Origin of the sequence: Enterobacter sp. SECR19-1250 (assembly GCF_013391025.1) — a bacterium.
Classification (GTDB): Bacteria; Pseudomonadota; Gammaproteobacteria; order Enterobacterales; family Enterobacteriaceae; genus Enterobacter; species Enterobacter cloacae.
Window position 1 is genome coordinate 32,890 of the sequence record NZ_JACASJ010000004.1, and the last position, 26,175, is coordinate 59,064.

At 56.5% G+C, this 26,175-nt stretch carries 28 protein-coding genes; 12 read left to right on the forward strand and 16 right to left on the reverse strand.

Features of this window, described 5'->3' with window-relative positions; all coding sequences use genetic code 11:
- The first annotated feature begins 72 nt into the window (after positions 1-72).
- From HX884_RS01920 to HX884_RS01935, 4 genes are read left to right on the forward strand one after another with little or no spacing between them, the layout of a single operon-like run.
- Positions 73-1,485: a sodium:solute symporter family protein gene (locus HX884_RS01920; protein ID WP_013096620.1), complete on the forward strand. Its 1,413-nt coding sequence runs from the start codon at positions 73-75 to the stop codon at positions 1,483-1,485.
- A gap of 1 nt (position 1,486) precedes the next feature.
- Positions 1,487-2,650, forward strand: coding sequence for an exo-alpha-sialidase (locus HX884_RS01925; RefSeq protein ID WP_178327567.1), 1,164 nt, complete (start codon positions 1,487-1,489; stop codon positions 2,648-2,650).
- The gene (locus HX884_RS01930) at positions 2,647-3,117 is read left to right on the forward strand and encodes a YhcH/YjgK/YiaL family protein (protein ID WP_178327568.1); all 471 of its coding nucleotides are present in this window, start codon (positions 2,647-2,649) and stop codon (positions 3,115-3,117) included. The genes HX884_RS01925 and HX884_RS01930 overlap by 4 nt, the downstream gene beginning before the upstream one ends.
- Before the next feature lies 1 nt (position 3,118).
- A complete protein-coding gene (locus HX884_RS01935; protein ID WP_178327569.1) occupies positions 3,119-3,796 on the forward strand; it encodes an SDR family NAD(P)-dependent oxidoreductase in 678 nt (225 codons plus the stop codon).
- Here HX884_RS01935 and HX884_RS01940 read toward each other — a convergent pair.
- A complete protein-coding gene (locus HX884_RS01940; RefSeq protein WP_178327570.1) occupies positions 3,793-4,584 on the reverse strand; it encodes a PhzF family phenazine biosynthesis protein in 792 nt (263 codons plus the stop codon). The genes HX884_RS01935 and HX884_RS01940 overlap by 4 nt on opposite strands.
- A 27-nt stretch (positions 4,585-4,611) precedes the next feature.
- On the reverse strand, positions 4,612-5,400 hold the full coding sequence (locus HX884_RS01945) for a PhzF family phenazine biosynthesis protein (RefSeq protein ID WP_020688617.1): 789 nt from the start codon (positions 5,398-5,400) through the stop codon (positions 4,612-4,614).
- Between the two features lie 175 nt (positions 5,401-5,575).
- Between HX884_RS01945 and HX884_RS01950 the strand changes: the two genes are divergently transcribed.
- Positions 5,576-6,772, forward strand: a complete 1,197-nt coding sequence (locus HX884_RS01950; protein ID WP_029883786.1) for a sugar transporter — start codon at positions 5,576-5,578, stop codon at positions 6,770-6,772.
- Positions 6,773-6,853: 81 nt separating this feature from the next.
- On the opposite strand, the gene HX884_RS01955 is transcribed toward HX884_RS01950, so the two are convergent.
- Positions 6,854-7,519 (reverse strand): MarC family NAAT transporter, encoded by a 666-nt coding sequence (locus tag HX884_RS01955; protein ID WP_013096626.1) that lies wholly within the window; start codon positions 7,517-7,519, stop codon positions 6,854-6,856.
- Positions 7,520-7,775: 256 nt separating this feature from the next.
- On the opposite strand from HX884_RS01955, the gene marR reads away from it, so the two are divergent.
- From marR to marB, 3 genes are read left to right on the forward strand one after another with little or no spacing between them, the layout of a single operon-like run.
- Positions 7,776-8,210, forward strand: a complete 435-nt coding sequence (gene marR / locus HX884_RS01960) for a multiple antibiotic resistance transcriptional regulator MarR (RefSeq protein WP_013096627.1) — start codon at positions 7,776-7,778, stop codon at positions 8,208-8,210.
- A 20-nt stretch (positions 8,211-8,230) separates the two neighbouring features.
- A complete protein-coding gene (marA, locus tag HX884_RS01965) occupies positions 8,231-8,611 on the forward strand; it encodes an MDR efflux pump AcrAB transcriptional activator MarA (RefSeq protein ID WP_008502237.1) in 381 nt (126 codons plus the stop codon).
- Between the two features lie 32 nt (positions 8,612-8,643).
- Complete coding sequence (marB, locus tag HX884_RS01970) at positions 8,644-8,862, forward strand: multiple antibiotic resistance protein MarB (RefSeq protein WP_178327571.1); 219 nt, start codon at positions 8,644-8,646, stop codon at positions 8,860-8,862.
- 37 nt (positions 8,863-8,899) lie between these two features.
- Here marB and eamA read toward each other — a convergent pair whose 3' ends face one another.
- Positions 8,900-9,799, reverse strand: coding sequence for an O-acetylserine/cysteine exporter (gene eamA, locus HX884_RS01975; RefSeq protein ID WP_178327572.1), 900 nt, complete (start codon positions 9,797-9,799; stop codon positions 8,900-8,902).
- A 194-nt stretch (positions 9,800-9,993) separates the two neighbouring features.
- Here eamA and ydeE point away from each other — a divergent pair, with 194 nt between their 5' ends.
- The gene (gene ydeE / locus HX884_RS01980; protein WP_178327573.1) at positions 9,994-11,211 is read left to right on the forward strand and encodes an efflux MFS transporter YdeE; all 1,218 of its coding nucleotides are present in this window, start codon (positions 9,994-9,996) and stop codon (positions 11,209-11,211) included.
- A 46-nt stretch (positions 11,212-11,257) separates the two neighbouring features.
- Here the strand turns inward: ydeE and zinT are convergent, their stop codons facing one another.
- The 8 genes from zinT to HX884_RS02020 form a co-directional block, all read right to left on the reverse strand.
- Positions 11,258-11,896, reverse strand: coding sequence for a metal-binding protein ZinT (zinT, locus tag HX884_RS01985; RefSeq protein ID WP_013096631.1), 639 nt, complete (start codon positions 11,894-11,896; stop codon positions 11,258-11,260).
- 53 nt (positions 11,897-11,949) lie between these two features.
- The gene (urtE, locus tag HX884_RS01990) at positions 11,950-12,648 is read right to left on the reverse strand and encodes an urea ABC transporter ATP-binding subunit UrtE (RefSeq protein ID WP_020688612.1); all 699 of its coding nucleotides are present in this window, start codon (positions 12,646-12,648) and stop codon (positions 11,950-11,952) included.
- Between the two features lie 9 nt (positions 12,649-12,657).
- Positions 12,658-13,455: an urea ABC transporter ATP-binding protein UrtD gene (gene urtD / locus HX884_RS01995; RefSeq protein ID WP_013096633.1), complete on the reverse strand. Its 798-nt coding sequence runs from the start codon at positions 13,453-13,455 to the stop codon at positions 12,658-12,660.
- On the reverse strand, positions 13,455-14,528 hold the full coding sequence (gene urtC, locus HX884_RS02000) for an urea ABC transporter permease subunit UrtC (RefSeq protein WP_038980651.1): 1,074 nt from the start codon (positions 14,526-14,528) through the stop codon (positions 13,455-13,457). Before urtC ends, urtD begins: the two co-directional genes overlap by 1 nt.
- A complete protein-coding gene (urtB, locus tag HX884_RS02005; protein WP_178327574.1) occupies positions 14,528-16,102 on the reverse strand; it encodes an urea ABC transporter permease subunit UrtB in 1,575 nt (524 codons plus the stop codon). Before urtB ends, urtC begins: the two co-directional genes overlap by 1 nt.
- A gap of 24 nt (positions 16,103-16,126) precedes the next feature.
- Complete coding sequence (urtA, locus tag HX884_RS02010; RefSeq protein ID WP_013096636.1) at positions 16,127-17,398, reverse strand: urea ABC transporter substrate-binding protein; 1,272 nt, start codon at positions 17,396-17,398, stop codon at positions 16,127-16,129.
- Between the two features lie 200 nt (positions 17,399-17,598).
- Positions 17,599-18,702: a cobalamin-independent methionine synthase II family protein gene (locus tag HX884_RS02015; protein WP_020688608.1), complete on the reverse strand. Its 1,104-nt coding sequence runs from the start codon at positions 18,700-18,702 to the stop codon at positions 17,599-17,601.
- 156 nt (positions 18,703-18,858) lie between these two features.
- A complete protein-coding gene (locus HX884_RS02020) occupies positions 18,859-19,272 on the reverse strand; it encodes a rhodanese-like domain-containing protein (protein WP_013096638.1) in 414 nt (137 codons plus the stop codon).
- A gap of 73 nt (positions 19,273-19,345) precedes the next feature.
- Between HX884_RS02020 and ftrA the strand changes: the two genes are divergently transcribed.
- Positions 19,346-20,347 carry a transcriptional regulator FtrA gene (gene ftrA, locus HX884_RS02025; protein WP_038980766.1) on the forward strand — a complete coding sequence of 334 codons (1,002 nt, stop codon included), beginning with the start codon at positions 19,346-19,348 and terminating at the stop codon, positions 20,345-20,347.
- 158 nt (positions 20,348-20,505) lie between these two features.
- Here the strand turns inward: ftrA and HX884_RS02030 are convergent, their stop codons facing one another.
- Complete coding sequence (locus tag HX884_RS02030) at positions 20,506-20,868, reverse strand: hypothetical protein (RefSeq protein ID WP_023619540.1); 363 nt, start codon at positions 20,866-20,868, stop codon at positions 20,506-20,508.
- Positions 20,869-21,118: 250 nt separating this feature from the next.
- On the opposite strand from HX884_RS02030, the gene HX884_RS02035 reads away from it, so the two are divergent.
- Positions 21,119-21,349 (forward strand): DUF2554 family protein, encoded by a 231-nt coding sequence (locus HX884_RS02035; RefSeq protein ID WP_047351781.1) that lies wholly within the window; start codon positions 21,119-21,121, stop codon positions 21,347-21,349.
- Here the strand turns inward: HX884_RS02035 and HX884_RS02040 are convergent, their stop codons facing one another.
- Positions 21,350-23,314, reverse strand: a complete 1,965-nt coding sequence (locus tag HX884_RS02040; protein ID WP_178327575.1) for a U32 family peptidase — start codon at positions 23,312-23,314, stop codon at positions 21,350-21,352.
- An 80-nt stretch (positions 23,315-23,394) separates the two neighbouring features.
- A complete protein-coding gene (locus tag HX884_RS02045; protein WP_013096643.1) occupies positions 23,395-23,922 on the reverse strand; it encodes a helix-turn-helix domain-containing protein in 528 nt (175 codons plus the stop codon).
- Here HX884_RS02045 and HX884_RS02050 point away from each other — a divergent pair.
- Positions 23,921-25,180, forward strand: a complete 1,260-nt coding sequence (locus tag HX884_RS02050; protein WP_256737076.1) for a benzoate/H(+) symporter BenE family transporter — start codon at positions 23,921-23,923, stop codon at positions 25,178-25,180. The genes HX884_RS02045 and HX884_RS02050 overlap by 2 nt on opposite strands.
- On the opposite strand, the gene HX884_RS02055 is transcribed toward HX884_RS02050, so the two are convergent.
- Positions 25,160-26,032: a helix-turn-helix transcriptional regulator gene (locus HX884_RS02055; protein ID WP_047351779.1), complete on the reverse strand. Its 873-nt coding sequence runs from the start codon at positions 26,030-26,032 to the stop codon at positions 25,160-25,162. The two genes, HX884_RS02050 and HX884_RS02055, sit on opposite strands and share 21 nt — an antisense overlap.
- Positions 26,033-26,175 lie beyond the last annotated feature (143 nt).

Below are 26,175 nucleotides of genomic sequence, written 5' to 3' on the forward strand. Positions count from 1 at the left end.
CGTTGGTTTCGTCAATAAGAATACCGGGTACCTGAGGTGCCCAGGATTCACTCGCCCTGAAGAGAGGCAAAGATGAATAATTTTACCGCTGAAGATACCCTGATCATTGTGGGCATAGTCATTGCCTACATCCTGTTCACCACCTGGCTGACCTTCCGGATCCGCAGTAAAAACTCCGGGGACTTTATGGAAGGCTCCCGCGCGATGCCGGCGTTTATTGTCGGGATCTTGCTGATGTCTGAGTATATCGGCGCTAAATCCACCATCGGCACCGCGCAGGCGGCGTTCGAGGACGGGTTTGCTGCATCATGGTCCGTCATCGGGGCCGCGATTGGCTTCCCGCTTTTTGGCCTGTTGCTGGTAAAACGCATATACAACACCGGGAAAATCACCATCTCGGGTGCGATTGCTGAAAAGTACGGTAACAGCACCAAAAACATTATCTCCCTCATCATGATCTACGCCCTGCTGCTGGTGAATGTGGGGAATTACGTCAGCGGCGCAGCAGCCATTTCTACCGTACTGAAAGTCAATCTGCCCGTTGCCGCTTTCATTACGGCTATCGTCAGTACCTTCTATTTCGCCTTCGGCGGCATGAAAGGCGTGGCGTGGGTAACTGTGCTGCACAGTGCGCTGAAATACTTCGGCATTCTGGCCATCATGGGTTTTGCGTTATCCAAAACCGGCGGTTTCACGCCGATGATCGAAAACATGCCGGACTTCTACTGGACCTGGGATGGCAACATCGGCGCGTCGACCATTTTCGCGTGGCTTATCGGCACCATTGGCTCCATCTTCTGCACTCAGTTTGTGATCCAGGCCATCTCCTCCACCAAAGATGTTAAATCGGCTAAACGCTCCACCTGGGTCGCGTTCTTCTTCTGCCTGCCGATCGCGCTGGCCATTGCGGTGATTGGCGTGGCGGCAAAATACCTGCATCCGGAGATCGACAGCCTGTATGCGATGCCGATTTTCCTGCAGGATATGAACCCGTGGCTGGCCGGTCTGGTCACCACCTCTCTGGTGGCGTCCATCTTCGTCAGCGTCAGTACCGTGGCGCTCGCCATTGCCTCCCTGGTGGTAAAAGATTTCTACGTGCCGATGCGCAACCCGACGCCCGAGCAGGAGTTTAAAGCTACCCGCTGGATCTCCCTGCTGATTGGTTTCCTGCCGCTGATTTTTGTTCTGCTGGTGCCTGAAGTGCTGAAGCTGTCGTTCTTTACCCGTGCCATTCGTCTGTCGATTTCCGTCGTGGCGGTCATCGCATTCTATGCCCCGTTCTTCCGCAGTACCCGCGGAGCCAATGCTGGGCTGATCGGCGCCTGCGTCGTGACTTCTGTCTGGTATCTGCTGGGCGATCCGTTTGGCATTAACAATATGTACATCGCCCTGCTGACCCCTGCGGTCATCATGGTCATCGACCGTCTCATTCCGGGAAAGGCACAGGGTAAAGCGCCAACCCCCGTTGAAAACAATGGAGTCTGATATGTCTGTAACCGTAACCCGCGACGGGATTATTCGCCCACAACAGGATACGCGCGTGGAGGCAGCCATGCTGCCTTCCGCCTGCCCACAAAACCACGCGGCAAATCTGCTGCCGCTGCCGGATGGTTCGCTGATGTGCGTCTGGTTTGGCGGTACCCAGGAGGGTATTGCGGATATCTCTGTGTGGGGTTCGCGCCTGTCACCGGGAAGCCAGCAGTGGAGTGAGGCAGAAAAACTGTCGGATGATGCCACGCGCTCCGAACAGAACCCGGTTCTGTTCCTGGCACCCGATAACGTGCTGTGGCTGCTGTGGACCGCTCAAATGTCCGGCAACCAGGACACCGCTATTGTGCGCTATCGCCAGTCCCGGGATCTGGGTAAAACCTGGGGGGACATCGCGACCCTGCTCGATAAACCCGGCACCTTTATTCGTCAGCCGATTGTCGTGCAGGAGAATGGGAACTGGCTGCTGCCGGTGTTTTACTGCCGCACCCGGCCGGGTGAGAAATGGGTCGGTAACGATGACATCAGCGCGGTGAAAATCTCCGAAGACGGGGGCAAAACCTGGCGTGATGTCGAGGTGCCGGACAGCCTGGGCTGCGTCCATATGAATATCACCCCGCTGCGCAATGGCACCCTGGTTGCCCTGTTCCGCAGCCGCTGGGCGGATAACATTTATTACAGCCAGTCAACGGACAACGGCGAAAGCTGGTCCGTGCCGGAGCCCACGGTATTACCTAACAACAACTCCTCTATCCAGGTGACAACGCTTGCCAGTGGCGAGCTGGCGCTGGTGTTTAACCTCATGAGCGCCGCCGGGGCGCAGGAGCGTCGCGCCTCTCTGTACGATGAAATTGACGATGGCGATGGCCGTAAAGAGCCGGTTGTGACCCACGGTCGAACCGCCTTCTGGGGTGCCCCGCGTGCGCCGATGACCGTCGCCATTTCGCCGGACGGAGGCAAAAGCTGGCCGTGGCAACGGCATCTGGACGAGGGAGACGGCTACTGCATGACTAACAACTCTCTGGAGAAACTGAACCGTGAGTTTTCCTATCCGAGCATTAAGCAGAGCCCGGATGGCAGCCTGCATATCGCGTACACCTACTTTCGTCAGGCCATAAAATACGTGCGGGTGACGCCCGAGTGGGTCAAGGAGTCAGCATGATTATTGGACATCTCGACGCCCTGCCGCTGGCAGGGTTACCGCCGGTGTTGTATGCCCTGCTGTCCCGCCCGGACTGCACGCTGCAGGCGCTTAGCGAACTCGATGACGGCCGCTGGCAGCCGGACAATGCCCCCTGGTTTTGCCAGATTGGTCCGGCACAGACGCAGCCGCGCGCGGAGTGGCATACGGAGTACCATCACCAGTGGGCGGATATTCAGGTTGTGCTGGCGGGAGAAGAACTTATCTATGCCGGCGCGCGCCCTGTTGGCATGCCGGATGACGAAGAGCGTAAAGCGGACCTGTTCATTGCCAGCTCATCGGCACACAGTGTCCGGATCCGTCTTGGCGCGGGTGACTTTGCGGTCTTTTCTCCCGGAGAACCACACCAGGCGCTGTGCGCCAGCGGCGCGCCGATGATAGTGCGCAAAGCGGTGTTTAAAGTTCCTCGTTCAATGCTGGAGGTCTGACATGCGTCACGCCGTCGTGACCGGAGCCAGCTCCGGAATTGGTGAGGCCATCGTTAAGCGTTTACTGGCGGAAGGCTGGCAGGTCACCGGACTCAGCCGCCGCGCCGTGATGCCGGATACCCCTGGCTTTACGGGGTTACGCGTGGATATCACCGATCCTGATGCGCTGAACAGCGCCCTGCACGCCATCGCGACACCGCAGGCGGTGATCCACGCCGCCGGGATGATGGCCGCCGCCCCACTGGGGCAACTGGAAAGCAGGGTTGGCGCGTCACTGTGGCAACTGCACGTTCAGGCCTGCGAAGCCCTGTTTAACCATTTCGCGCCCGCTATGACCGCCGGTGGACGATTTGTGGCGATTGGCAGCAGAACCTCCCGCGGGGCGGTAGGTCGCTCGCAGTATGTTGCCACCAAGGCGGCGATGACAGGGATGGTCAGAAGCTGGGCGGCGGAACTGGCCCCGCGTGGGATCACCGCAAACGTGGTCGCGCCGGGTGCCACCCAAACGCCGATGCTTAGCGCACCGGGGCGAGAAAGTTCACCGCCTACCTGTCCGCCCATCGGCCGTCTTATCACGCCAGAAGAGGTCGCGGGGCTGGTGAATTTCTTGCTCAGCGATGAAGCCGCCGCCATCACGGGCCAGGAGATGGTGATATGCGGCGGCGCCTCGCTCAGCTAGCGCAGGAAGATACGCCCTTTCAGATAGAGCGTCGCCTGGCCGCCAATCAGCACACGGTCGCCCTTCAGTTCGCAGCGCAGATCCCCGCCACGGTATGAAACCTGGCGGGCGTTCATCGACGTTTTGCCCAGCTTCTCGCTCCAGTACGGTATCAGCATGCTGTGCGTCGATCCGGTGACCGGATCTTCCGGTACCCCTTTGCCCGGGCAGAAGAAGCGGCTGACGAAGTCATACTCCTCTCCCGGTGCCGTCACGCAGACCATTTTCCCGAGCGGCGCCATCGCTGCAATATCCGGGGTTAAGGCCTCCACCTGTTGCTGGCTCTCCAGTACCACCATGTAATCCCGTCCGACGCGGACCTCTTTAGCCTGGGCTATCCCCAGCGCGCTGAACAGGCCCGGCGGGGGATTGTCAACCACCTCGGTCGACCACGCAGGGAAATTGAGCGTCAGCCAGTCGCCGCTGCGTTTCACCGTCAACTCACCCACGAAGCGCGTGGTGAAGGTGATTTCGGTATGCGGATAATCGAGGTATTCGAAAATCACGTGTGACGCTGCCAGCGTCGCGTGGCCGCAGAGGTTGATTTCATGCAGCGTGGTAAACCAGCGCAGCTCGAACCCGGTGTCGGTGCGTACGAAAAACGCCGTCTCAGACTGGTTATGCTGTTGCGCCATTTTGAGCAGCGTCTCATCCGAAAGCCACTCCTCCAGCGGGCATACCGCCGCTGCATTGCCGCCAAACGCCCTGTCGCTGAAGGCATCCACCAGATAAAAATCAATTTCCTGCATTGTCTTTTCCTCTGTTGTTATAGGTATCTAGCGCAGAAAAACTGTGCCTTTCAAATAGCATGACGCCTGTCCGCTCATCAGCACGCGCGAGCCTTTTAGCTCGCACCGAACGTCGCCGCCCCGCGCGGAAACCTGACGGGCAAACATCGTCGTTTTACCCAATTTTTCGCTCCAGTAAGGAATGAGCATGGTATGTGCAGAGCCGGTCACCGGATCTTCCCAGACGGCAACGCCGGGGGAGAAAAAGCGGCTGACGAAATCGTAATCCCCGTCGCCCCGCGCCGTAACGGCAACCTTATGTTCGCCAGGCGTCATGGCTGAAATTGTCGGTGCGAGTGCTTCAACCTGCTGGCGATCTTCCAGCACCACCACCCATGCGCGGCCTTTGCGGGCTTCAACGTAGCGGCGGATACCGAGCGCCGCGAGCATCTCCGGCGGGGGCGTCTCTTCATGCGTTGGACATGCCGGGAAATCCAGCGTCAGCCACTCCCCCTCCCGGCTCACCGTCAGGCGGCCAGAGGCCGTTTCGAAGTGGATCCGCGAGTCAGGATAGTCCAGCTCATTGAACAGAACGTACGCCGCAGCAAGCGTGGCGTGACCGCAAAGATTAACTTCGGTCAGCGTGGTAAACCAGCGTAGCTCAATGCCCCCTTTCGTACAGACGAAAAATGCGGTTTCCGACTGATTATGCTGTTGCGCCATTTTCAGTAACGTTTCGTCCGGCAGCCACGCCTTGAGCGGGCAAACGGCAGCCGGATTTCCGCCAAATGACACATTGCTAAACGCATCGACCAGATAAAAATCAATCTCCTGCACTGTCTTACCGCCTGTTTTTGTTGGAGTGTTCTTTTATATTCAATGAAAACCCTGCCTCCGGCTACCGCTTTCATAAGGTAAATATTGAGATCTGCATCACATAATGGTTGAGTTTTCGCCGTGCAAGGCTTTAAGATCGTCTCCTCTTCTTTTGCAACGAATCTCCGACATCCCTATGACAACGAACACAGTTTCCCGCAGGGTTGCGTGGCTACGCGTGGTCACGCTGGCTATTGCCGCGTTTATTTTCAACACCACTGAATTTGTTCCGGTTGGGCTGTTGTCTGACATCGCAGAGAGTTTCCAGATGGAAACGGCGCAGGTGGGCATTATGTTGACCATTTACGCCTGGGTGGTGGCGTTGATGTCGCTGCCGTTTATGCTGCTTACCAGCCAGATGGAGCGGCGTAAGCTACTGATCGGGCTGTTTGCGTTGTTTATCGCCAGCCACGTGCTGTCGTTCCTGGCGTGGAATTTTACGGTGCTGGTGTTAAGCCGCGTCGGGATCGCCTTTGCGCATGCCGTTTTCTGGTCGATTACCGCGTCGCTGGCTATCCGGCTGGCACCGGCGGGGAAACGCGCCCAGGCGCTGAGCCTGATTGCCACCGGGACCGCGCTGGCGATGGTGCTGGGCCTGCCGATTGGCCGTATCGTGGGGCAATACTTCGGCTGGCGTACCACGTTCTTCGCCATTGGCATGGGAGCGCTGGTTACCCTGGTATGTCTGGTAAAACTGCTGCCGAAGCTGCCAAGCGAACATTCCGGCTCGCTGAAAAGCCTGCCGCTGTTGATGCGTCGCCCGGCGCTACTGAGCATCTATCTGCTTACCGTTATTGTAGTCACCGCCCACTATACGGCTTACAGCTATATCGAGCCGTTCGTTCAGGTGGTGGCCGGCTTTAGCGGCAATTTTGCCACCCTTCTCCTGCTGCTCCTTGGCGGGGCGGGCATTATTGGCAGTATTCTTTTCGGCAAGCTTGGCAATCAGCACGCTTCAGCGCTGGTGAGCAGCGCCATCGGTTTGCTGCTGGCGTGTCTGCTGCTGCTGATGCCCGCCGCGGGCAGTGAAAGCCAGCTGGCAATCCTCAGCCTGTTCTGGGGTGTGGCGATCATGATTATCGGTCTCGGGATGCAGGTGAAAGTGCTGGCCCTCGCGCCGGATGCCACAGACGTGGCGATGTCGCTGTTCTCGGGCATTTTTAACCTGGGCATTGGCGCGGGTGCGCTGGTGGGCAATCAGGTGATCCTGCACGTATCCATGTCGGCGATTGGCTATCTGGGGGCCATTCCGGCCCTGGTGGCGCTTATCTGGTCGGTGTTGATCTTCCGTAAATGGCCGGTGGCGCTGGAGGAACAGGGGCAGCACGGGTGACGTCTGTTTGTGCCGTGTGGCGCTGCGCTTACCCGGCCTACAAACCCGTAATAACGTCAGCCCCGCCACCCGGCAATGACCTCAGTGGTAAGTCTTAATAATCTCCAGCACGCCGTTAATAATAAACTGCACGCCCATACATACCAGCAAGAACCCCATCAGACGGGAAATCGCCTCGATACCGCCTTTGCCGACCCAGCGCATAATTGCACCGGAACTGCGCAACGAGGCCCACACAATAATGCCGATCAGTGCAAATATCAGCGGTGGCGCTACGGTCACGACCCAGTCCGGAAACGTAGTGCCGTCACGTACCGTTGAGGCAGAACTGATAATCATCGCAATGGTCCCTGGCCCTGCCGTGCTCGGCATGGCTAGCGGTACAAAGGCGATATTCGCACTCGGTTCAGTCTCCAGCTCTTCGGATTTGCTCTTCGCTTCAGGCGATTCATGCGCTTTTTGCGCCGGAAACAGCATGCGGAAACCGATAAAGGCCACAATCAGCCCCCCGGCGATACGCAGACCCGGGATGGAGATCCCGAAGGTATTCATCACCAGCTGACCGGCGTAGTAAGCCACCATCATGATGGCAAACACATACACTGAGGCCATCATCGACTGATGATTGCGCTCTGCGCTGTTCATATTCCCTGCCAGCCCGAGGAAAAGCGCTACCGTCGTTAAGGGGTTGGCCAACGGCAGCAATACCACCAGCCCAAGACCAATTGCTTTTATCAAATCCAACATAGTGCGTCGTTGTCCTTATCCATGTTTATCACCGCAATTATAGGGTGAAAGTGTGACATTGAGCCATTCACGCAACGTAACGATTATTTTCATAAAGGAACGATAACCCTGCGTTATCTGTATGATTTGAAAGACCTCAACAAAAGTTCATGAAACGTTTTAGCAATTCGTGGCATCCGCAGATCCATTCAGTTGACTTATACTTGCCTGAGCAATAATATCTGCCGTGATTAAACTACTTGCCAGGGCAACCATTGTGAAAAGCACCAGTGATATCTTCAACGACGTTGTTCCGCTGGGTCGTCTTATTCATCTGGTTAATCAGAAAAAAGACCGCCTGCTGAATGACTATCTGTCGCCGCTGGATATCACCGCAACGCAGTTTAAAGTGCTGTGCTCCATTCGCTGCCAGGTGTGTATCACCCCGGTTGAGTTAAAAAAGGTGCTCTCTGTCGATCTGGGCGCGCTGACCCGCATGCTGGATCGTCTCGTCTGTAAAGGATGGATAGAACGAAGCCCTAACCCGAATGACAAACGCGGCGTCCTGGTGACACTCACCAGCGACGGTGCGGATATGTGTGAGCAATGTCATCAATTAGTAGGACAAACACTGCATCAGGAACTAACAAAAAACTTAACGGCAGAGGAAGTGGCAACGCTTGAGCTTTTGCTTAAGAAAATACTGCCGTAAACAGAAAAAGAGGTATGACGATGTCCAGACGCAATACTGACGCTATCACTATTCATAGCATTTTGGACTGGATCGAAGATAACCTGGAATCGCCGCTCTCCCTTGAAAAAGTGTCAGAGCGTTCAGGTTACTCCAAATGGCACCTGCAACGGATGTTTAAAAAAGAGACCGGTCATTCATTAGGTCAATATATTCGCAGCCGCAAGCTGACGGAAATTGCCCAAAAACTGAAAGAAAGCAATGAACCGATCCTTTATCTGGCGGAGCGATACGGGTTTGAATCGCAACAGACCCTGACGCGTACGTTTAAGAACTACTTCGACGTGCCGCCTCATAAGTATCGTATCACCAGCGTGCCGGGTGAATCCCGATATCTTTATCCGCTAAAACATTGTAGTTAATCATCGCCTGTAAAGACGTAACCGAGGAAATCATGAACGTTACCGCCTCCGCCGCCCTCGCCTTGCTGGTGCTCTTTTCCAGCCAGACCTTCGCGGAGCAACCCCCTCGTGCAACGCAGCAAAATAATCATGACACGATGATTTTGCCGTCAGCACATAGCCAGTCCCCTTATGATTTCAACCACATGGGGCCTGGTAGCGACAAATCCGACGAATTAGGCGTGCCTTATTATAATCAGCACGGCTTCTGATTCGTTTTGCCCCGCCGATGCGGGGCTTTTTTCTGCCCTAATTCCGCACTCGCGCCGCCCGACGCACGCGTAAGCCAAACACGTTGATATACAGCCCGGCCATGATCAGCACCGCGCCGAGCAGCTGTAATGCACTCAGCTTTTCGTCCAGCAAAATTGCAGCGCTCGCCAGCCCGACAACCGGCACCAGCAGCGATAACGGCGCCACGCGCCAGGTTTCGTAGCGCCCCAGCAGAGAACCCCAGATCCCGTACCCGATAATGGTGGCGACAAACGCCAGGTAGACCAGTGAAAGAATAGTGGTGAGATCGATTTCAACCAGACTCGTCAGCATCACCGCCGGGCCATCAAAAATCAGCGAGGCCACCATAAACGGCACAATCGGGATCAGCGCGCTCCAGACCACCAGCGACATGACCTGCGGGCGTGTTTCATGCTGCATGATCAGCTTGTTGAAAATATTGCCGCAGGCCCAGCTCAGCCCCGCTGCCAGCGTCAGCATAAAGCCCAGCAACGCCACGTGTTGACCATTCAGGCTGGCCTCAATCAGCACCAGCACGCCAAACACGGCCAGAGTGATCCCCGCCAGCTGTTTGCCCTGTAAACGCTCGCCAAAAACAAACGCACCAAGAATGATGGTGAAGAACGCCTGCGCCTGCAGCACCAGCGAGGCAAGACCGGCAGGCATACCAAACTTAATGGCGCAGAACAGAAACGCAAACTGGCCAAAGCTGATGGTCAGGCCATAACCCAGCAGCAGCGTTAGCGGGATTTTCGGGCGGGCAACAAAAAACAGTGACGGGAAGGCGACCAGCATAAAGCGCAAACCGGCCAACATCAGCGGGGGCATGTTATGCAATCCCACTTTGATGACCACAAAATTAAGTCCCCATACGATGACCACCAGCAGTGCCAGCAATCCGTCTTTACGCGTCATACCCTGCCCCTGATTTATTAATAATTTGTTAACACTTCAAGGTAACAGAAAAAAGTGCGTCGCGAGAAGATCATTAATTCTGGCAGGCAGTTGAAGCACTTACGGATAAATTGGGCGCTATACAAGCTTCTTATGTCGTGATACTCCTTTTAGGACACACTATAAAAAAGTATAAGCATTTGTCGGGCAGGAATATGAAACCATCTCTCAGGCGCTCAACCGCAGCGCTGCTGGCATCGTCATTGTTATTAACCATCGGTCGTGGCGCTACGCTGCCGTTTATGACTATTTATCTCACGCGCGTGTTTAACATGAGCGTCGAGAATATTGGTTATGCCCTGACCATTGCCTTGACCATCGGCGTGGTATTCAGCCTGGGGTTTGGCATTCTGGCCGATAAGTTCGATAAAAAGCGCTACATGCTGATCGCGATTGTGGCGTTTATCGCCGGTTTTGTGGCGATCCCGCTGGTCAATAACGTCACGCTGGTGGTGCTGTTCTTTTCGTTAATCAACTGTGCCTATTCTGTGTTCTCGACAGTGCTGAAAGCCTGGTTCTCCGACGTGCTGACCTCCAGTGAAAAAGCCCGCGTTTTTTCGCTGAACTACAGTTTTTTGAACATCGGCTGGACGATCGGGCCGCCTCTTGGCACGTTTCTGGTGATGTACAGCCTGCAGCTGCCGTTCTGGCTGGCCGCGTTCTGTGCCGCTCCGCCGCTGGGGTTTATCCACTTCTTTGTGCAAAAAAGCATTGCGTTAGATATCGCGGAGCAGAAGACAACGTGGCAGCCGTCGGTTTTGCTGAAAGACCGCGCGCTGTTCTGGTATACGCTCTCTGGCCTGCTCGCGTCATACGTCGGCGGGTCGTTCGCGAGCTGTATTTCGCAGTATGTTCTGGCTGCACATGCAGACAGTGATTTCGCCGAAAAGGTGGTCGCCGTGGTTCTGCCCGTCAATGCCGCAGTGGTGGTGACGCTGCAGTACGCACTCGGACGCAAAATCTCTGCCAGCAATATTCGCCCGTTGATGACAGCCGCCACCCTGTTTTTTATCGTGGGGTTGGGTGGCTTTATGATCTCCGGAGAAAACCTGATTTACTGGGGTATCGCCGCCGCCATCTTTACGCTGGGTGAGATTATTTATGCGCCGGGTGAATATATGTTGATCGACAACATCGCCCCGCCAGGTATGAAAGCAAGCTACTTCTCCGCTCAGGCGCTGGGCTGGCTCGGCGCGGCGGCCAACCCGATGATCACCGGCATCATCCTGACCCATTTGCCGCACTGGTCGCTGTTTATGATTATGATGGCGGCTATCGTCATTGCCTGGCTGATGATCCTGCGTGGAATGAGCATGAAGCGTGAAGATTGCGTGTCGGGTAGCGCTGCGCTTACCCGACCTACAAAACCCTGATCGCAGGCCGGGTAAGGCGTAGCCGCCACCCGGCAACAGCAACAGCCTAGTGGTGCAGCATCTCCTCCACCACCTGCTCTTTGTACATCTCGTTTGGATAATAGGTCGGCCAGTTATCCATCTCTTTCAGCAGTGCCTCGTGGGAGGTATTGCCCATAAAGATGTGGAAGTGGGATGAGGCTTTTGGCGCAATGGTGTGGTCGCTGAACTGAACAAACTTCGGTGCCTTGCTGCCCGCGTCCTTACACTCAAACAGATAGCGAACACCTTTTTTGCCTGACGCGTAGGTCAGAATTTTGTAGCCGCTGTAATCATACTGACAGCGGCTGACCTCTTTACCTTTATGGAATTCCATGACGTTATTTTCGATGCCGATAGCCTCCACATCGGTGGCGTACCCCGTGCGGTAATAGGCTTTGATCTCGTCGAACGTTTTATTGTCCTTCTGTGCCTTCTTTCTGAAAACCGGATCCAGCGAACCATCCAGCAGGAAGGGATAAACGGACTGCCAGGTGCCGTCCCAGTCGGACAGTTTCCGGTCCTTAACGTCTTTGTCCGCAAACACGCCGTTTGCCGCCTTTTGCTCCGCTTCGGTCATCTGGTGACCGTGTGAGTGGGCAAACAGCTGGCCGCTGACCAGCAGCGCCCCCAGAGTCATCGCAAATTTTCCAATATGTGCAGCCACAACAGTATCCTCACTCCGTTTTTATAAGAATGAGGATGTTATATTATAACATTTCAGATCGCAACCTGTCCGCGAACGCCCTCCTGCTCCATGTTTTCTCCCCGTCCTCGCTGGATAATGGTGCCGCGAGACATGAGCAGATAGCTGTCTGCCAGCGCTGCCGCAAAGTCATAAAACTGCTCCACAAGCAGGATCGCCATGTCCCCCCGGTCTGCAAGCTGGCGGATCACGTGGCCAATCTCTTTGATTACCGAGGGCTGAATGCCTTCGGTAGGTTCATCAAGGATCAGCAGCTGCGGACGGCTCGCCAGGGCGCGACCTATCGCCAGCTGCTGCTGTTGTCCGCCAGAGAGATCGCCTCCGCGTCGATGCTTCATCTCTTTTAATACCGGGAAAAGCTGCCAGATTTCCTCCGGGACATGTTTTGCTTCCCGGGCTGAGAAGCGCGAGAGCCCCATGAGCAGATTCTCTTCCACGGTTAAGCGCGGGAAAATCTCACGTCCCTGCGGTACATACGCCACGCCAGACTGCACCCGCTGGTGCGGCTTGCTGTGGGTGATCTTTTTCCCCTGCCAGATAACCTCACCCGTTTTCGCCGGGATCAGCCCCATCAGACACTTCAGCAGCGTGGTTTTACCCACGCCATTGCGCCCCAGCAGGCAGGTCACTTCGCCGGTGATGGCCTCAAAGCTCACGCCGCGCAGAATATGACTTCCACCGTAATATTGATTCAGTTCGTTAACCTGTAACATCAAGGCTCCTTAGCGTCCCAGATAGACTTCAATCACCTGCTCGTTGGCCTGTACCTCGCGCAGCGAGCCTTCTGCCAGCACCTGTCCCTGATGCAGTACGGTCACGCGATCGGCAATGGTTTCAACAAACCCCATGTCATGCTCAACCACCATCAATGAGTGTTTGCCTGCCAGGGTCCGGAAAAGCTCGGCGGTGTACTCGGTCTCCGCGTCCGTCATCCCGGCTGCGGGTTCGTCCAGCAACAGCAGATGCGGATCCTGGACCAGCAGCATTCCGATCTCGAGGAACTGTTTTTGCCCGTGCGAAAGCAGCCCCGCGCGGCGGTCGCGTTCACCGGCGAGCCGCAGCAGGACCAGCATCTCATCAATACGATCGCGCTGTTCGCCGTTGAGTTTGGCCCGCAGGCTTGCCCAGACGGACTTGTCGGTTTTCATGGCGATCTCAAGGTTTTCCCATACCGTCAGCGCCTCAAATACCGTCGGTTTCTGAAACTTGCGGCCAATCCCCTGGCGCGCAATGGCGGCTGGCTCAAGCTGGGTCAGATCTACCGACTGGTCATAAACGGCTTTACCGCTTTTTGGCCGCGTTTTGCCGGTGATCACGTCCATCAGCGTTGTTTTTCCCGCGCCGTTTGGGCCAATCACGCAGCGCAACTCGCCCACGCCGATGTTCAGCGTGAGATCCGTCAGCGCCTGAAACCCATCGAAGTTGACGTTGATCTTATCCAGCTGCAGCACCGGGTCCGTCTGCTCGCGATAGCGATCCCCGGGCAACTGGCGAGTGAATAATCCTTCGGCTGGCTGCATTATTTCTCTCCCTTACGAAACAGGCCGTAGACGCCGCGCGGTAAAAACAGCGTAACCGCGATAAAAATCAGCCCGAGAAACAGCTGCCAGTATTCCGGCATTGCGACGGTGAAGAAACTCTTCGCGCCGTTCACCAGCGCCGCGCCAATGACCGGGCCAACCAGCGTGCCGCGGCCGCCCAGCGCCACCCAGATGGCGGCCTCAATGGAGTTGGTCGGCGACATTTCACCGGGGTTAATAATCCCGACCTGCGGCACATAGAGCGCTCCCGCCAGGCCACACAGCATGGCGGAAAGCGTCCATACCAGCAGCTTAAATCCCTTCGGATCGTAGCCGCAAAACGTCAGGCGGTTTTCAGCGTCGCGCACGGCAGTCAGAATACGGCCAAACTTGCTTCTGGCGAGGGCAAAGCCGATGCCAAGCGTGAGGAGCAGCAACATGACGGTCGCCAGAAACAGCGCGATACGTGTCGTGGTCGCGGTGATGGAGAACCCCAGCAACGTGGTAAAACCGGTAAAACCGTTATTGCCACCAAAACCGGTTTCGTTGCGAAAGAAGAGCAACATTCCCGCGTAGGTCAGCGCCTGCGTCATGATCGAGAAATAAACGCCTTTGATTTTTGAGCGAAAGGCAAACCAGCCAAACACCAGCGCCAGCAGCCCCGGCACCATCACAATCAGTACCAGCGCCCAGGCAAAGTGCTGGGTTCCCCACCAGAACCACGGCAGTTCGCTCCAGGAGAGAAACGACATAAATGCGGGCAGCCCATCGCCCGCGGCCTCGCGCATCAGGTACATCCCCATGGCATATCCGCCCAAGGCGAAGAAGATCCCGTGGCCCAGCGAGAGCATACCGGCATATCCCCATACCAGATCGAGCGCCACCGCAACGATGGCGTAGCACAGGATTTTGCCGAGCAGCGTCAGCATCCAGGTCGACAGCGCCAGCGGATGGGTGGCGGGCAACATCGCAAAGAACGGCAATATCAGCAAACACGCCACCAGCAGGCTGCCTGCAATCTGCGTTGTGCGTGGCGCTTTTCGCGCCAGTTTTAAGGTAAGTGGCTGGCTCATCAGTCAGTGACCCTCCCTTTCAGCGCAAACAATCCCTGCGGACGTTTCTGAATAAACAGAATGATGGCCACCAGAATGACGATTTTGCCCAGCACGGCCCCCATCTGCGGCTCAAGAATTTTGTTGAAGATCCCAAGGCCAAACGCCGCCGCCACGCTCCCCGCCAGCTGTCCGACGCCACCGAGAACCACCACCAGGAAGGAGTCAATAATGTAACCCTGGCCCAGTTCCGGCCCGACATTGCCCAGTTGGGAGAGCGCCACGCCGCCTAAACCGGCGATGCCGGAGCCCAGACCAAACGCCAGCATATCGACACGTCCGGTCGGCACCCCGCAACAGGCCGCCATGCTGCGGTTTTGCGTTACCGCACGCACGTTCAGGCCGAGACGGGTTTTATTCAGGACCAGCCAGGTGAAGAACAGCACCATTAGCACAAAGCCCAATACCACAATGCGGTTCCACGGTAGCGTCAGGTTGGCAAACACCTGCACCCCGCCTGACAGCCAGGCCGGGTTTGCCACCTCCAGGTTTTGTGCGCCAAACGTCATGCGTACCAGCTGAATCAGCATCAGGCTGATACCCCAGGTGGCGAGTAATGTCTCCAGCGGACGACCGTAGAGATGGCGGATCACCGTGCGTTCAAGGAACATCCCGATGCCTGCGGTCAGGCAGAAGGCGACAGGCAGCGCGACGACCGGATACAGCGCCAGCCACTGAGGCGTGACGCTGGCCATGATCTGCTGAACCATCCACGTGGCGTACGCCCCAAGCATCAGCATCTCGCCGTGCGCCATGTTGATGACACCCAGCAGCCCATAGGTAATTGCCAGTCCCAGCGCCGCCAGCAGCAGGACCGAGCCCAGCGACAGCCCCATAAAAGCCTGCCCGAGGAGATCGCCCCACATCAGACGGTGCTGGATTTGGCTCAGGCTCTCCCCGGCGGCGGCACGTACGCGGGCATCCGGTTCGGTTTGCGTCTGGGTATATGGCATGAGTCGGGATGGCACGTCCGGGTCGTCAGATTGCCCGAGCCGTTCAATAGCCTGAAGACGCACGTCAGCCTGTGGGCTGGCGAGCTGGAGATTAGCCAGCGCCAGCAGCAGCGACTGGCGCGCCACATCGTCCGTTTCACTGCTTACCCGCGTTTGCAGGAGGCCGATCATTTCCGGCTGCGCATCCCGCTGTAACTGGCGCGCGGCGGCACGCCGCTGCGTGACGTTGTCACTGATAAGCTGATGCGTAGCGTTGGCCGTGGCGGCCAGCACCCGCAGACGGTTGGTCAGGCGTACGGCTTTGGTTTGCCCTTCTGCAGCAGGGGAATCTCCCAGCGCCACCATCTCGCCATTGCGTCGCGCAAAGGCATGTTTCTGGCTGTCGGCAAACAGATTTTCGTTTTGCAGCGCCTGCAGTAACGGCAGTCTTGCGGCATCCGGCGCGAGAGCCCAGCGGGTCAGCATATCCGCCTGCTGGCTGCGGCTGGCGGCAACAAATTGATCGGCATCCGATGCCTGCGCCATCCCTGGCAGCAGTCCGGTAAGCCATACAATAGCGATCATCATGCGCATGGCGTTCATGACTTTTCTCCCTGCAGTAATGGCTTAGTTGCTGGCGGTCTTCATCGGCTGATCGGGCTTTTTATCATTCCCGGCGATGAACGGGCTCCACGGCTGGGCGCGTACCGGCTCTTCCGTCTGCCAGACCACGTTAAACTGACCGTTACCTTCGATTTCACCGATCATGACCGGCTTATGCAGGTGATGGTTGGTGGCATCCATGGTGAGCGTAAAGCCGGAGGGTGCCTTAAAGGACTGTCCGGCCATGGCCGCGCGCACTTTATCCACGTCGGTGGTGCCTGCTTTCTCTACCGCCTGCGCCCACATGTGGATCCCAACATAGGTGGCTTCCATCGGGTCGTTGGTGACTACGGTATCGGCGTTAGGCAGCTTATGGGCTTTGGCATAGGCTTTATAGTCCGCCACGAAGGCCTGGTTGGTCGGGTTATCGACGGACTCGAAGTAGTTCCACGCGGCCAGGTTGCCGACCAGCGGTTTGGTGTCAATCCCGCGCAGCTCCTCTTCGCCAACGGAGAACGCCACCACCGGGACATCGGTTGCTTTCAGCCCCTGGTTAGCCAGTTCTTTGTAGAACGGGACGTTGGAGTCCCCGTTGATGGTGGAGACCACCGCGGTTTTACCGCCTGCGGAGAATTTCTTGATGTTGGCGACGATGGTCTGGTAGTCACTGTGTCCGAACGGGGTGTAGACCTCTTCGATATCTTTGTCTTCCACGCCTTTGGAGTGCAGGAAGGCGCGCAGGATCTTGTTGGTGGTTCGCGGGTAGACGTAATCCGTGCCCAACAGGAAGAAGCGTTTAGCGCTACCGCCGTCTTCGCTCATCAGGTACTCCACCGCCGGAATGGCCTGCTGGTTTGGCGCCGCACCGGTATAGAAGACGTTCGGCGACATCTCTTCGCCTTCGTATTGCACCGGATAGAACAGCAGACCGTTCAGTTCCTCAAACACCGGCAGTACGGATTTACGTGACACCGAGGTCCAGCAGCCAAACACCACGGCCACTTTATCCTGGCTCAGCAGCTGACGCGCTTTTTCAGCAAACAGCGGCCAGTTAGAGGCCGGGTCAACCACCACTGGCTCCAGTTTTTTACCCAGCACCCCGCCTTTGGCGTTGATCTCGTCAATCGTCATCAGGGCGACATCTTTCAGCGGCGTTTCTGAGATCGCCATCGTGCCGGAGAGCGAATGCATAATCCCCACTTTGATGGTATCGGCCGCCTGTGCGCCAAAACTCATCCCCATAGCAACGACTGACGCAGACAACGCGAAGGCTTTTAATAATGTACGACGGTGCATATTTTCACTCCTGAAAAAGAACGCTGTGCGAAGACGTCCGTTACGGCATGGACGCGGAAAAATGTCTCAGCGAAACAGGAGCAAAAAGGATGCCAGGATGAATAACGTGCTATTGCAGGATGTGTAACGCGGGATGTAAAGAGAACGACTCAGAATGGTACAGCGCTGCACTTTTATAATGCAGCGCTGTGACGACGGGATTACCAGACTTCGCTGGCGATCTGTGTGACCAGACGCACTTTGTCCCACTGCTGGGCTTCACTCAGGGTGTTGCCCTCTTCGGTGGAGGCAAAACCGCACTGCGGGCTGAGGCAGATCTGCTCTTTTGCCACGTATCTGGCCGCCTCCTCCAGGCGCGCCTTCACCCCTTCAGGGTTTTCCAGCTCGCCATTTTTGGTGGTGATCAGCCCAAGTACCACCTGCTGCTTGCCCGGGCGGACAAAGCGCAGCGGTGCGAAATCACCGCTACGGTCATTGTCGTACTCCAGGAAGAAGGCATCGACGTTCACCGTGCCGAACAGCACCTGGGCCACCGGCTCATAGCCGCCTTCGGAAATCCAGGTGGAGCGGAAGTTACCGCGACAGACATGCAGACCGATGGTCAAATCGTCTGGTTTTCCTTCCAGCGCCTTGTTCAGCACGCGGGCATAGGTACGCGCCAGCTCATCGGCATCTTCCCCGCGCTCGCGGATCTGACGACGCTGGTCATCTGAACAGAGGTAGGCCCAGACGGTATCATCCAGCTGCAGATAGCGACAGCCTGCATCATAAAATGCCCGGATGGCGTCGCGCCAGGTGGTGGCCAGATCGTCAAAATAGTCATTCAGATCCGGATAGACCGTCGCATCAATGTCTTTGCGACCGCCACGGAAGTGCAGCACGCTCGGGCTGGGAATGGTCATTTTTGGCTGCGCGTTGCCGCTGATGCTTTTCAGGTAGCGGAAATCTTCAAGCATCGGATGATCGCCAAAGCCCAGCTTGCCGGTGACGCGCACGCCGTGCGCTTTGGTCTGCACGCCGTTGAACTGAATGCCCTGCTGTGAATCGTAACGCTCAACCCCCTGCAGACCATCGAAGAAATCGAAGTGCCACCAGGCGCGACGGAACTCACCGTCTGTGACCACGTGCAGGCCGCAGGCGCACTGCTGTTCGACCACCTGGCGGATCGCGTCATCTTCCACCGCGCGAAGCTGCCCGGCATCAATCTCACCGCGGGCAAACTGCTGGCGAGCCAGTTTGATGGCATCCGGGCGTAAAAAACTGCCGACTACATCGGCGCGGTATGGGGCGTGCTGTCGCTGCATGGAAATCTCCTCTGTCTGCCGGCGATAATTGCCAACAGTGATAATTCATCTCTTGAAGTTTTAGACTTCTGGATGTCTAAATGTCCAAAAAAGATGACATACCTGCTGTATCCCGGCAAACGAGAAAATTTCACGACAGTTGAAATTTATTCATGTTCACAACGCGGCAGCGGTTTCGCTACTGGCGAACGCGTACTGTTCGTCCTCCCAGCCGGTGATGCCGCCAATCATGATTTTCACCGGCAGTCCGAGACGCGCCAGCTTCAGTGCGGCTCTGTCCGCGCCGTTACAGTGCGGCCCCGCGCAGTACACCACAAACAGCGTATCGGCCGGCCACTGCGCCATGCGCGCCTCAGTAATCTGGCTCCAGGGCATATGTATCGCGCCGGGCACATGACGACGGGCAAACTGCTCAGGTTTCCCGACAACATGCAGCAACACAAAGTCCTGCTCGTTATTCGTCAGCGCATGGTGCACATCGGCACAGTCTGTTTCGACGCTCAGGCGACGCAGAAAATGGGTAACGGCTTCCTGCGGCTCGGCAGCCGGAAATTCAGTAACATAACTCATGATCCTTCCTCATCTTTGGCGTTTGTGTTAACACTAGTCTATCCAGAAATTGATCACGTGAATGCGTCCGCTTATGCCAGAAAACAGCAAAAAGATGACAAACTTAAGACAGGTTTCCCGCCCGCTGGTGGTGGTACTGGCCTATGACGGTTTGTGTACCTTTGAATTTGGCGTGGCGGTGGAAATCTTCGGTTTGCCACGTCCCGAGCTGGGCGACGAATGGTATCGTTTTGCGGTGGCGGGCATTGATGACGGTGAGCTTCAGGCAACCGGTGGGATCCGCATCCTGACCGACGGGGGGCTTGATCTGCTGGAATCGGCAGACCTGATCGTTGTGCCGGGCTGGCGAGGGATGGATGCGCCTGTTCCCGCGGCGCTCTCCGAGGCCTTACGCCGGGCCAATGCGCGCGGTTGCCAGCTGCTTTCTATCTGTTCCGGGGTGTTTGTTCTGGCCGCGTCGGGTCTGCTGAACGGGCGTAAAGCCACCACCCACTGGCGCTATATTGAGGCGCTGAAAGCCCGTTATCCGGCGATCGGCGTGGTCGAGGATGTGTTGTATCAGGATGAAGGCGATATTCTGACCTCTGCAGGAAGCGCGGCAGGCATCGATCTCTGTTTGCACGTGGTGCGACGGGATTACGGTATGGAAACCGCCAACAGCGTCGCGCGCCGTCTGGTGATCCCTCCCCACCGGGATGGCTCCCAGCCGCAGCAGCTGAGTCGCCCGGTGGCACAGCTGCGGGAGAGCCAGCGTCTGGGACAGTTGTTCGACTTCCTGCACAACCACCTGAGCGTTTCTCACAGCGTGGATTCGCTGGCGCGTCGCGTCGGCATGAGCCAGCGCACCTTTCTGCGCCGCTTTCAGGCTGCCACAGGCACCACGCCTGCGCGCTGGCTGCTTAATGAACGACTGTTACGGGCGAAAGATTATCTTGAGAGCAGCCGTCTCAGCATCGACAGCATTGCTGAACAAACCGGATTTGGACAGGCAGCGACCCTGCGTCACCATTTCCGCCAGCAGTTCGCGCTTTCCCCTGCCCAGTACCGTAAACAGTTTGCCCGCCCACCACGCTGATGGCCGGTTCGCAGGCAAAAAAAAACCGCCATAATCTGGCGGTAAATGCTTGCATGGATAGATTTGTATTTTCATGTCTACGTCCCGACACTCCATGCCGGGCAGCGGATCAATAACAACCTAACATGCCTGAACTCAACAAAAGCTAAACAGAGCCATTAACCCGCTTTGGTATTAATTTGCAGGTAGCGCATCAGGCCCTGTTCCGCGCTCTGTTTTGCATCATCGTTAATCGCTTCCAGATAGAATGGACGCGAGACGCCATACGGTGCTTTATCTGCTGAGAAAACAGCAAACTGAAATGTTTTACTTTTCGACGGATTGGTACACCCTAATTCCCAACGCTCGTCATCAATTTGCTTGCTATTACACGCCACGCGTCCGTAGTCGCTGGTTAAATAAGAACCGACCCGAGCTTCCGCTGACTGAATATAATCCGGTTCGCCACTCCAGTTAACGTTCATACCTACAACAGCCCCAACGGCAACCACCAGAAGCGCTATTGACATGACTTTTTTCATTGAATCAGATCCATTCCTTTGTCAGAGAAATCTTATTATATAAGATTAATCCTTAAACCTCTGCCATATTTTGATACCAAATTTTAGGGTATGACAAAGATAATTCTTTTTTAGGAAAAATCTCACTACGCGCAAAATATATCCTGTTCGCGCAACATGACATATTCTTTGCGCTAATTTGAAAATGCCAATAATAACCCTACGAAACTACGTTCATGCTAGCGTGGCATTTTTATCGAAGGGGAAGTCCATGTTCAAAAAGGGGTTAACGCTTATGATGCTGTTCTGCGCCCTGTTTTCCGGCCAGCTGATGGCGGGACACAAAGGCCATGAATATTTGTGGGTTAAGAATGTCGATCATCAACTCCGGCACGAGGCAGACAGTGATGAATTACGCAGCGCAGCGGAGGAATCAGCGGAGGGTTTGCGCGAACATCACCTGTGGCAAAAATCGCGCAAACCGGGTACTCACTTTCGTTAATTAATTACCCTTACGTTTCGGCAGGGTTTTCATCAGTTCGTCGGGGCTCACGGAGGCAACAATACTGCCCGGTGGCGGCATTTTGAAAATATGGTTTTTCATTTTGCCAATAACGTGCATTTCACACGGACGACAATCAAATTTGAGGGTCAGCACCTCGTCGCCATTCACCAGCTGCATTGGCGTAGCTTTCCAGCTCTTAATATTGCCTTTCGCCTGTTTCGGGCAAAGATTAAAGGCAAAACGCAGACAATGTTTGGTGATCATCACCGGCACATCACCCTTCTCTTCGTGCGCCTCATAGGCAGCATCAATTAACTGCACGCCGTGGCGATGATAAAACTCGCGCGCTTTATGGTTATACACGTTCGCCAGGAACGATAAATGCGACTCGGGGTAAACGGGCGCTGGCACGGTTTCCGCCTTACGGCTGCCGCGCGGATAATTCGCCAGTCGCGCGTCATCCAGCATCTCTGCCGTTTCCCGGCGGAACTGGTTCAGCAGGCTATTTGGCACGAACAGCGCATCCGGCAGATTTACCGCAATGTTGCGCGCATAGTAAATGGTCTGTCCCAGCTTCGCCACGCCATCCTTCAGGCTGTTGAGGGCTTTTTCTGCATTGTTCGCCACCTCAAACAGACCGTCGAGGGTATGCGTGACGCTGATGCCGTCTTCACAGGTCATGGTCAGGATCAGCTGCTCTTCCCAGCCACCTAACTCGATATCCACCGCAATGCGACGCTCGCTGGAGGTTTTCAGCAGCGCCTGCTGCCAGTTGTGGTCAAGGTTACGGTTCAGCGCAGCGTTAGGACGTGCTTTATAGAGATCGGCAGGCATCTCGTTTGGCCAGACGCGATAGCGGTTTTCACCAGTCTTTTCCACCGTATTAGCACGGAAGCCCACGACTTCACGTTTGATCATCACGTTCAGACCATCCCCGTTCGCCAGCGGTTCGGTCACCGACACGTCGAGATAATCTTTGGCGACCTTCAGCACTTCACCCACCGGTAAACCGATAAACTTCGGTGAATCAAACGCGCCAATATCGCCTTTACGGGCATTGACGAAGTAGTCCGTGCTGCCGCGGTGGAAGGTTTTATCCGTCGACGGAATAAAGAAATGCTCGGTGCGACCGGCAGACGCGCGCGCCAGGTCACCGCGATCTTCAATAATGGCGTCCAGCATCTGACGATAATGGGCGGTAATGTTCTTCACGTAGCTCATGTCTTTGTAGCGCCCTTCAATCTTGAAGGAACGCACACCGGCATCAATCAGCGCGCCCAGGTTGGCGGTTTGATCGTTGTCCTTCATGGACAGCAGGTGTTTTTCGAACGCGACCACGCGGCCCTGATCGTCTTTCAGGGTATACGGCAGACGGCAGGCCTGAGAGCAGTCACCGCGGTTGGCGCTGCGGCCAGTCTGCGCGTGGGAGATATTGCACTGCCCGGAATACGCCACGCACAGCGCACCGTGGATAAAGAACTCAATGGTGGAATCCGTCGCCTGGTGAATATCGCGGATTTGATTCAGGTTCAGCTCGCGCGCCAGCACGATCTGGGAAAAGCCCGCATCGGAGAGAAACTTCGCCTTCTCCACGGTGCGAATATCGCACTGGGTACTGGCGTGCAGTTCAATTGGCGGAATATCCAGCTCCAGTACGCCCATGTCCTGAACAATCAGGGCATCCACGCCGGTCTGGTAGAGATCGGTGATCAGACGTTGCGCAGGCTCCAGTTCATCATCATGCAGAATGGTGTTCAGGGTCACGAACACTTTCGCCCCAAAACGGTGGGCGAACGGCACCAGCTCGGCAATATCGCTCAGGCTGTTGCTGGCGTTATGGCGGGCACCGAAGCCAGGACCGCCAATGTAGACGGCATCAGCCCCATGAAGGATCGCTTCACGGGCGATGGCGGCATCGCGGGCCGGGCTTAATAGTTCAAGATGATGGGATTGCAGGCGCATACTTCGTCGTTATCCGTTATGGTCAAAATGGCGGCTATTGTAGTCAGAAGTATGCATCAGCGAAACAGTTTTGCGAGCCTTTAGCGGGGATAATGAATCAGGGAGTGAAAATGCACCGGTCGGCTGCTGCTGTTGCGGTAGGCATGCGGTTTATCCCCGGCAAAACGCACGCCCTGATCGGGGTAAAGGGTTCGCCATTCGCCGTCAATTTTCATCTCCAGTTCACCGCTTATCACCACCACGTGTTCAATCACCCCCGCCTCATGCGGCGTGGATTCACTCAGTGCGCCGGGCGCCAGGATGATGGAGAAATGATCGAACTTCAGCGTCTCATCCCACGGGAACAGCGGTTTCACCACCATCGCCTGCTGCTGCGGGTCGAACACCGCCTGCCGGTCTGCCTCCGGCGTGATAAACGCCGAGAACGGGACGTTTAGCCCCGTGGCAATTTTCCACAGCGTCGACACCGTTGGGCTGGATTCATTACGCTCGATCTGTCCCAGCATGGCTTTTGACACCCCCGTCTCTTCTGCCAGCTTTGACAGGCTCCAGCCGCGCGCCTGGCGCTGCGTCTTGAGTGTTGTAGCAAGATGTTGTGTGATTTCCATGTTTCCTCCCGAGGGGGTAAGCATATCACTTGTACGCTATAACGCACAGTGCTACCTTATTGCGGACGTTATAACGCACAACGGAGATATTATGCGCCAGTCAGCCCCTCTTTTTCCCGCCATTCTTGCCGGATTTGTTGCCGTCCTGGTCGGTTATGCCAGCTCGGCCGCCATCATCTGGCAGGCTGCTGCCGCGGCAGGTGCCAGCGCACAGCAGATCGCCGGCTGGATGACCGCACTGGGGTTCGGCATGGGGATCAGTACGCTCGCCCTGTCATGGTGGTATAAAGCTCCGGTGCTCACCGCCTGGTCAACCCCCGGCGCGGCGCTACTGGCTACCAGTCTGCACGGGATAACGCTTGCAGAAACCATCGGCATTTTCATTTTCGCCAATGGGCTGATCTTACTGTGCGGCCTGACCGGCCTCTTCGCACGCCTGATGAAACTCATTCCCCATTCGCTTGCCGCCGCGATGCTGGCAGGCGTATTGCTGCGCTTTGGCCTGCAGACGTTCAGTCACCTCGACGGCCATTTTCTGCTGTGCGGCAGCATGATTGCGGCATGGCTGGTCGCCAAAGCGCTGGCGCCACGCTACGCCATTGTGGCGACTCTGATAACAGGGAGCGTGGTGGCCTGGGCGGGCGGTGACGTTGTCACAAATCGACTCACCCTTTCCCTCGTCATGCCACAGTTTATTGCACCGGCGTTTAGCCTCACCAGCCTGGTCAGTATCGGCTTGCCCTTTTTCCTCGTGACCATGGCGTCGCAAAATGCACCCGGTGTCGCCACGATGAAAGCATCGGGCTATCCGCTGGCGGTATCTCCGCTGATGATCGCGACCGGCGGGCTGGCGCTGCTGCTTTCGCCCTTCGGCGTCTACTCCATCTGCATTGCAGCCATTACCGCAGCCATTTGCCAGAGCCCGGATGCGCATCCGGATGCCAGTAAACGCTGGCTGGCAGCGATGGCGGCAGGCGGTTTTTACCTGCTGGCGGGCGTATTCGGTGGATCCCTCACCGGGCTGATGGCGGCCCTGCCGCCGAGCTGGATCCAGACGCTGGCAGGCCTGGCGCTGCTGGGCACCATCAGCGGGAGTTTGTATCAGGCATTGCATAACGAAACGGAGCGTGACGCGGCGATTGTCACGTTTCTGATGACCGCCAGCGGCGTGGCGCTGCTCGGGATTGGCTCTGCATTCTGGGGGCTGGTGCTGGGAGGCGTGTGCTTCGCCGTTTTATCACGTCTTCGCCGCGCGTAGCTGTGAAGGCGTCATCCCCATCACGCTGCGAAAGCGGTTGCTGAAGTGGCTGGCGGAGTTGAATCCACAGGCGAGTGCAATATCCGTCAGCGGCGTCGCCGTATGCTGCACCAGCGTTTTGGCTTTCTCCATGCGGCGCTGCATCACGTACTGGTGCGGTGCCAGCCCCGTCGACTGGCGGAACATGCGGGCAAAATGGTACTCACTGAGCGCGGCCTGCGCCGCCAGTTCAGCCAGCGTGAGCGGTTGAGCAAGGTTCTCTTCGATAAAGGCCAGCACGTTGCGCAGTACAAACGGCGATAGCCCGCCGGTGACCACCGGCAGCTTCCACTGCACATTCGAATAGTTCTGCAGCAGATGGGTCAGCAGCAGCGTCGAGGCCGTGCTGAGCGTCAGCTGGTTGGCTTTTTGCTGCCAGTCACAGCCGAGCAAAAACTGACGATAGAGCGCAGTGATTTTTGCATCGCTGCCAAAGATTTTTTCATCCAGCGTCAACGACAGCGGGCGTTTGTCCCAGATTTTTTCACCCACATCGCGCAGATGGTCATCGGTGCAGTAGAGGTGGACAAACGACAGGTCATCGCGAATATCCCACGTCGATTCACTCTCTTTCGGCATCAGACAAAAACGATCCGGCCCGCCGCCGTTTTTCCAGCCGCCCGGCGTTTTTTGATAGCTCTCATAACCGTCCGCCACGTACAGGCTCAGGGTGTGATGATTGCTTTTTACGGTGATCGTGTCGCGCTTGTTGTACCACGCCGCCAGCTGGATACCGGAATTGAGCGCAACGGTTTCCCGCAGCACGGCGTTCTGTTGGCGTAGCGTTTCAAAGGTATCGTAAGCGTGTGACATAACCGTTAGCGCGTCTGTGAATCAGAATGTCAGTCTAAGAATTGTTGCTTCACGTTGCCAGACCCCGGAACAGAAAAAAGCGCAAGATTTTGCAAGTCCGTCGCAGGACGGTGAAAGCCTGTCAACGCCCTCGTCGCCATACT

What these genes read in the sequence shown, in the direction of transcription:
- HX884_RS02030 (WP_023619540.1), bottom strand. Translation starts at nt 20,868, where the DNA reads ATGAAAAAAGTCATGTCAATAGCGCTTCTGGTGGTTGCCGTTGGGGCT.
- HX884_RS02040 (WP_178327575.1), bottom strand. Translation starts at nt 23,314, where the DNA reads ATGCGCCTGCAATCCCATCATCTTGAACTATTAAGCCCGGCCCGCGAT.
- urtD (WP_013096633.1), bottom strand. Translation starts at nt 13,455, where the DNA reads ATGCAGCCAGCCGAAGGATTATTCACTCGCCAGTTGCCCGGGGATCGC.
- HX884_RS01920 (WP_013096620.1), top strand. Translation starts at nt 73, where the DNA reads ATGAATAATTTTACCGCTGAAGATACCCTGATCATTGTGGGCATAGTC.
- HX884_RS01935 (WP_178327569.1), top strand. Translation starts at nt 3,119, where the DNA reads ATGCGTCACGCCGTCGTGACCGGAGCCAGCTCCGGAATTGGTGAGGCC.
- HX884_RS02050 (WP_256737076.1), top strand. Translation starts at nt 23,921, where the DNA reads ATGTTTCCTCCCGAGGGGGTAAGCATATCACTTGTACGCTATAACGCA.
- HX884_RS02015 (WP_020688608.1), bottom strand. Translation starts at nt 18,702, where the DNA reads ATGCAGCGACAGCACGCCCCATACCGCGCCGATGTAGTCGGCAGTTTT.
- HX884_RS02020 (WP_013096638.1), bottom strand. Translation starts at nt 19,272, where the DNA reads ATGAGTTATGTTACTGAATTTCCGGCTGCCGAGCCGCAGGAAGCCGTT.
- HX884_RS02035 (WP_047351781.1), top strand. Translation starts at nt 21,119, where the DNA reads ATGTTCAAAAAGGGGTTAACGCTTATGATGCTGTTCTGCGCCCTGTTT.
- HX884_RS01925 (WP_178327567.1), top strand. Translation starts at nt 1,487, where the DNA reads ATGTCTGTAACCGTAACCCGCGACGGGATTATTCGCCCACAACAGGAT.
- ydeE (WP_178327573.1), top strand. Translation starts at nt 9,994, where the DNA reads ATGAAACCATCTCTCAGGCGCTCAACCGCAGCGCTGCTGGCATCGTCA.
- marA (WP_008502237.1), top strand. Translation starts at nt 8,231, where the DNA reads ATGTCCAGACGCAATACTGACGCTATCACTATTCATAGCATTTTGGAC.
- HX884_RS01950 (WP_029883786.1), top strand. Translation starts at nt 5,576, where the DNA reads ATGACAACGAACACAGTTTCCCGCAGGGTTGCGTGGCTACGCGTGGTC.
- urtA (WP_013096636.1), bottom strand. Translation starts at nt 17,398, where the DNA reads ATGCACCGTCGTACATTATTAAAAGCCTTCGCGTTGTCTGCGTCAGTC.
- urtB (WP_178327574.1), bottom strand. Translation starts at nt 16,102, where the DNA reads ATGAACGCCATGCGCATGATGATCGCTATTGTATGGCTTACCGGACTG.
- urtE (WP_020688612.1), bottom strand. Translation starts at nt 12,648, where the DNA reads ATGTTACAGGTTAACGAACTGAATCAATATTACGGTGGAAGTCATATT.
- eamA (WP_178327572.1), bottom strand. Translation starts at nt 9,799, where the DNA reads ATGACGCGTAAAGACGGATTGCTGGCACTGCTGGTGGTCATCGTATGG.
- marB (WP_178327571.1), top strand. Translation starts at nt 8,644, where the DNA reads ATGAACGTTACCGCCTCCGCCGCCCTCGCCTTGCTGGTGCTCTTTTCC.
- HX884_RS02045 (WP_013096643.1), bottom strand. Translation starts at nt 23,922, where the DNA reads ATGGAAATCACACAACATCTTGCTACAACACTCAAGACGCAGCGCCAG.
- HX884_RS01930 (WP_178327568.1), top strand. Translation starts at nt 2,647, where the DNA reads ATGATTATTGGACATCTCGACGCCCTGCCGCTGGCAGGGTTACCGCCG.
- ftrA (WP_038980766.1), top strand. Translation starts at nt 19,346, where the DNA reads ATGCCAGAAAACAGCAAAAAGATGACAAACTTAAGACAGGTTTCCCGC.
- HX884_RS01940 (WP_178327570.1), bottom strand. Translation starts at nt 4,584, where the DNA reads ATGCAGGAAATTGATTTTTATCTGGTGGATGCCTTCAGCGACAGGGCG.
- urtC (WP_038980651.1), bottom strand. Translation starts at nt 14,528, where the DNA reads ATGAGCCAGCCACTTACCTTAAAACTGGCGCGAAAAGCGCCACGCACA.
- HX884_RS01955 (WP_013096626.1), bottom strand. Translation starts at nt 7,519, where the DNA reads ATGTTGGATTTGATAAAAGCAATTGGTCTTGGGCTGGTGGTATTGCTG.
- HX884_RS02055 (WP_047351779.1), bottom strand. Translation starts at nt 26,032, where the DNA reads ATGTCACACGCTTACGATACCTTTGAAACGCTACGCCAACAGAACGCC.